This is a genomic window from Phyllobacterium sp. (genome assembly GCF_037994405.1).
Classification (GTDB): domain Bacteria; phylum Pseudomonadota; class Alphaproteobacteria; order Rhizobiales; family Rhizobiaceae; genus Phyllobacterium.
In genome coordinates this window covers 1-4401 of sequence record NZ_JBBNAN010000180.1, presented here as the reverse complement: position 1 = coordinate 4401, position 4401 = coordinate 1, and the positions used below count along the sequence as shown (strand labels likewise).

Here is a 4401-nt window from a genome sequence, read left to right as displayed (position 1 = left end):
GGCCTTGCCCGCCGAAAATCAAGATTCATTCAACAATTTCAGCAGCTTGCTGTTTATGGACGGGCACTAGTTAGGGTCTGGGCCCATTAATATGATCGAAATGGCGCCTGAAACGGCAAGAAGATGCAGCGGGATCTTTCCTCCGGCCGAACGGTTCGCTTGCAGCCATTTCGGCGTCCGCAGGATATGGTCTTTTCGCCCGGCTACATTGTCGCAAAGGCTCGAAAATGGATAAACATTTCTTGTCCCTCTGCTCCTCGTATCCGAACGAAAAGCCCCATACCATTTCAACCAGATTAACAGGTCCTGACCTGAGGGCTGATTTTATTTGTGCAAACTTCATAGAACTGCAAAAAAACTGAAACGTTCCCCGCGCAAAGAAGAGGCAGCCAGCCACTTTGAATTGGCGCATAATCTCTCCTGAGACCGCTTCCGGTTTTGGGTTATGCGCCAGCCAGCCCCGGAGAGAATGTTCATGACCAGATCGGCACCCGTGACCCGCCGCAACTTCCTCGTTTCAACCGGAGCGGTTGCACTGACCGCCGCATCTGGCCTTGCCCTCCCCTCCTATTCGCGCGCCAATACCCGTCCCGTATTCACCCATGGCGTCCAATCCGGCGATGTGGATGCGACGACAGGCATGATCTGGACAAGGACCGACAGGCCCGCTCGCGTCAACATCGAAGTTTCCACCACGGAAAGCTTTGCGGATGCGGTCAAACTGCCCCCGCTCAATGCCTTTCCCGATAGCGATCTTGCCGTAAAGCAGCTACTGACGGATCTCGCTTCGGATCAGGATATCTTCTACCGCCTGACTGCGGTCGATCTCAGCGATCTCAATGCCGTTTCCGAGCCGGTCACCGGGCGTTTCAAGACCGCCCCGATGTCAAAACGCAATATCCGCTTCGCCTGGTCCGGCGATACCGTGGGTCAGGGCTGGGGCATCGACGAGACGGGCCTGAAAACCTATGCGACGATCGCCCGCCACACACCGGATTTCTTCCTGCATTCGGGCGATACGATCTATGCCGATGGGCCGCTGGTCGAGGAAGTTAATCTCAAGGACGGCACCAAGTGGAAAAACCGCATCATCACCGATGAAAAGCGCAAGGTGGCAGAGACGCTGGACGAATATCGCGGCCAGTGGAAATACAATCTTCTCGACGATCACGTCCGTTCGCTGAACTCCATCTGCCCGACATTCTTCCAATGGGACGACCATGAGGTCACCAACAACTGGTCGTCCTCGAAGAATCTTGCGGGCGATGATCGCTATACGGAAAAATCCATTGCGCTGCTGTCTGCCCGCGCTGGCCGTGCGTTCCACGAAATGACGCCGATCCGCTATACCCCGGCCGAACCGGGCCGGGTCTACCGCAAGATCGCCTATGGTCCGCTGCTCGATGTTTTCTTTCTTGACCTGCGCTCCTATCGCGGACCGAATGGTCCCGACATGGAAGACACCATCACACCGGAATCCTCCATTCTCGGCGAACGGCAGGTTCGCTGGCTGAAGCGCGAACTCCTGAACTCCAGGGCTACATGGAAAGTGATCGCCGCAGATATGCCACTCGGCCTCGTCGTCTGGGATAATGCCAAGGAAAAGAAGGGCTCGGAAGCTGTCGCCAATGGCGACAACGGCCCGGCCAAAGGCCGCGAGCTCGAGATTGCCGATCTGCTCCGTTTCATCAAGTCTGCAGGCATCAAGAACACCGCCTGGTTCACCGCCGACGTGCATTACACTGCAGCGCATTACTACAACCCGGACAAGGCGCAATTCCAGGACTTCGAACCGTTCTGGGAATTCGTTTCCGGCCCGATCCACGCCGGGACCTTCGGACCCAACGATCTGGATCAGACCTTCGGTCCGGAGCTCAAGTTCATCAAGGCGCCAACCCCAGAACAGGGACAGAACCTGCCGCCCTCAGCCGGGCTGCAGTTCTTCGGACTTGTGGACATTGATGGGGCAAGCGAACAGATGACCGTTCGCCTGATGGACCGCGAGAACGTCGAACTTTACAAGGTGACACTCGATCCCGTCCGCTCGATCTGAAGTGCGGGCACGAAATCTGTCTGACGGCGAAACGGACGCCATTGCCGCCCGTTTTCGTTTCAGGCCGCCTGCAATGTCAGCGCATCCCAGGCTGCCATGGCGGCATCGGCAGTCTTCATCAACTGGTCCAGCGATGCCCCGTCACGTGCGGTGATCGACATGCCATGCTGCACGGTGGCGTAGAACTCCGCCACCTGCTGGCAATCGATCGTCGCCGGTAATTCGCCTTCGCGTATCCCGCGCTCCAATCTGTCACCCAGCTGGCTCACATTCTCCAGACGCCGGTCGCGTAGCAGTGTGCAGACCGATTCCGAACCCCGCTCGCCATGCAGGGCCCCAAGCACGATCAGGCAGCCATGCGGCTCATCGGCATGTGTATAGGCGAGCGCCGTCTCCTTGAGGAAATTGGCAAAGCCTTCGCGCGCCGTTGCGGCTGCCGACAGGGCATCCCAGATCTGCACACCGACCCTGGTTCGATAGACTTCGACGGCTTCCCTGAACAGCCCCGCCTTGCTGCCGAAAGCTGCGTAAAGGCTGGGCGCGTTGATCTCCATCGCCCCGGTGAGGTCAGCCATGGAGGCGCCCTCATAGCCTTTCGCCCAGAAAACCTCCATGGCGCGTAAAAGGGCGGTATCGCGGTCGAATGCGCGCGGGCGGCCTCTTTGCGTCACGGCGTCTCCTTTATGTAATGATCAATACATAAAACGCTTGACGCCCTTCCGCAAGTGCCCTATGCCTTTTTGTATCAATCATTACATAAAAGGAATCCACATGACTCGTCTCAACAACAAGGTAGCTATTGTCACGGGTGGAAGCCGCGGCATTGGCGCCGCAATAGCGCTCAAACTGGCTGAAGACGGCGCCGATATCGCCATCACCTATACCAGTGCTGCCGCCAAGGCGGATACCGTCGTCAAGGATATCGAAAAGCTGGGGCGCCGTGCCATTGCCATCAAGGCTGACAATCTCGATGCCACCGCTGTCGAAGCGGCAGTCAACGAGGCTCATGCCAGGCTTGGCAGGTTGGATATTCTGGTCAACAGCGCGGGCGTCTTCTCGGTCGATCAGATCGAGACGGCCACACTCGATGAGTTTGATCGCGTCATGTCCATCCACGTCCGGGCAAGTTTCGTTGCCTCAAAGGCCGCTTCCGCCCTCATGGGAGCCGGAGGACGCATTGTCTCCGTCGGCAGCAACCTTGGCGAGCGCGTGCCGTTCCCGGGCCTCAGCATCTATGCAACCAGCAAGGCCGCGCTTGTCGGTCTGACCAAGGCGCTGGCGCGTGACCTTGGCCCGAAGGAAATCACCGTTAATATCGTTCAGCCTGGCTCGACCGATACGGACATGAATCCCGCCAACGGCGATCATGCCGACGCGCAGCGCGCCTTGATGGCGATCCCGCGCTTCGGTCAGGCGAAAGATATTGCGGGTATTGTGGCCTTTCTGGCAGGCGAAGAAGGCCGCTTCATCACTGGCTCGGCCCTCACCATCGACGGCGGCACCAATATCTGACCCCATGCTGACCGCGTAAGGGCGGAACCTCAGAGGTCGCCCTTGCGTACCAACTTGCCTTCCTCGGCCTTGTGGAAATATTGCGAGCAGACCAGCCAGCCCTTCAGCGGCCGCAGCAGTGCGAGGCTGCCAAGTAGCGTCAATGGCACCGTCGTGAACAGATGCACCCAGATCGGCACTTCATATGTGGTCTGCAGCCACAATGCGAAGACCAGAGCCGGCACGGCGACAATGGTCATGGCGAAGAAGGCCGGACCATCGGCGGGATCGGCGAAAGAATAATCGAGCCCGCAAACCTCGCACGACGGCGCCAATTTGAGAAAGCCGTTGAACAGATGCCCCTGCTGGCATTGGGGACACCGCCCCAGAATTCCCGTCTTCATCGGATTTTCGGTTGCGTGATAATGAATGTGTGCCATGGCCTTGCCTTTCAAGACGGATCCAGTTGTATGGTCTACCAGTGGAAAATCCATACACTTATCCAAATTCTTGGCTGGTATATACGTCTTGTATGGCAAAAAATAAAGATATATTCCGAAATCGCGACAAAAAAGCTTGATCCGTTTGACGATCTTCTGTAATTGTATGGATAGATAGCCATACAATGAGTCACATATGACAATTTGGAAACCCCGTTTCGCCGCCTCTGCCCGCTACAAGCATCAAGGCATTGTCGAAGCTCTGCGGGCTGATATCGCCGCTGGCCTGATCAAGTCCGGCGACGCCCTGCCGCCCCAGCGCGACATCGCGCGGCAACTTGGGGTGGACCTCACCACCGTGACACGTGCGCTGAACGAAGCGCGCCGCCTTGACCTGATCGAGGCAAGAACCGGCTC

At 57.6% G+C, this 4401-nt stretch carries 5 protein-coding genes; 3 read left to right on the top strand and 2 right to left on the bottom strand.

Annotated features, from left to right (window positions below):
- Window positions 1-475: 475 nt before the first annotated feature.
- Complete coding sequence (locus tag AAAC48_RS10525) at window positions 476-2053, top strand: alkaline phosphatase (protein WP_340654129.1); 1578 nt, start codon at window positions 476-478, stop codon at window positions 2051-2053.
- A 59-nt stretch (window positions 2054-2112) separates the two neighbouring features.
- Here the strand turns inward: AAAC48_RS10525 and AAAC48_RS10520 are convergent, their stop codons facing one another.
- On the bottom strand, window positions 2113-2724 hold the full coding sequence (locus tag AAAC48_RS10520) for a TetR/AcrR family transcriptional regulator (RefSeq protein ID WP_340654128.1): 612 nt from the start codon (window positions 2722-2724) through the stop codon (window positions 2113-2115).
- Window positions 2725-2824: 100 nt separating this feature from the next.
- On the opposite strand from AAAC48_RS10520, the gene AAAC48_RS10515 reads away from it, so the two are divergent.
- On the top strand, window positions 2825-3565 hold the full coding sequence (locus AAAC48_RS10515; RefSeq protein WP_340654127.1) for a 3-oxoacyl-ACP reductase family protein: 741 nt from the start codon (window positions 2825-2827) through the stop codon (window positions 3563-3565).
- Between the two features lie 29 nt (window positions 3566-3594).
- On the opposite strand, the gene AAAC48_RS10510 is transcribed toward AAAC48_RS10515, so the two are convergent.
- On the bottom strand, window positions 3595-3984 hold the full coding sequence (locus AAAC48_RS10510) for a DUF983 domain-containing protein (protein WP_340654130.1): 390 nt from the start codon (window positions 3982-3984) through the stop codon (window positions 3595-3597).
- 196 nt (window positions 3985-4180) lie between these two features.
- On the opposite strand from AAAC48_RS10510, the gene AAAC48_RS10505 reads away from it, so the two are divergent.
- Window positions 4181-4401, top strand: a 221-nt coding sequence (locus tag AAAC48_RS10505; RefSeq protein ID WP_340654126.1) for a winged helix-turn-helix domain-containing protein, incomplete at its 3' end; no start/stop codon positions are given.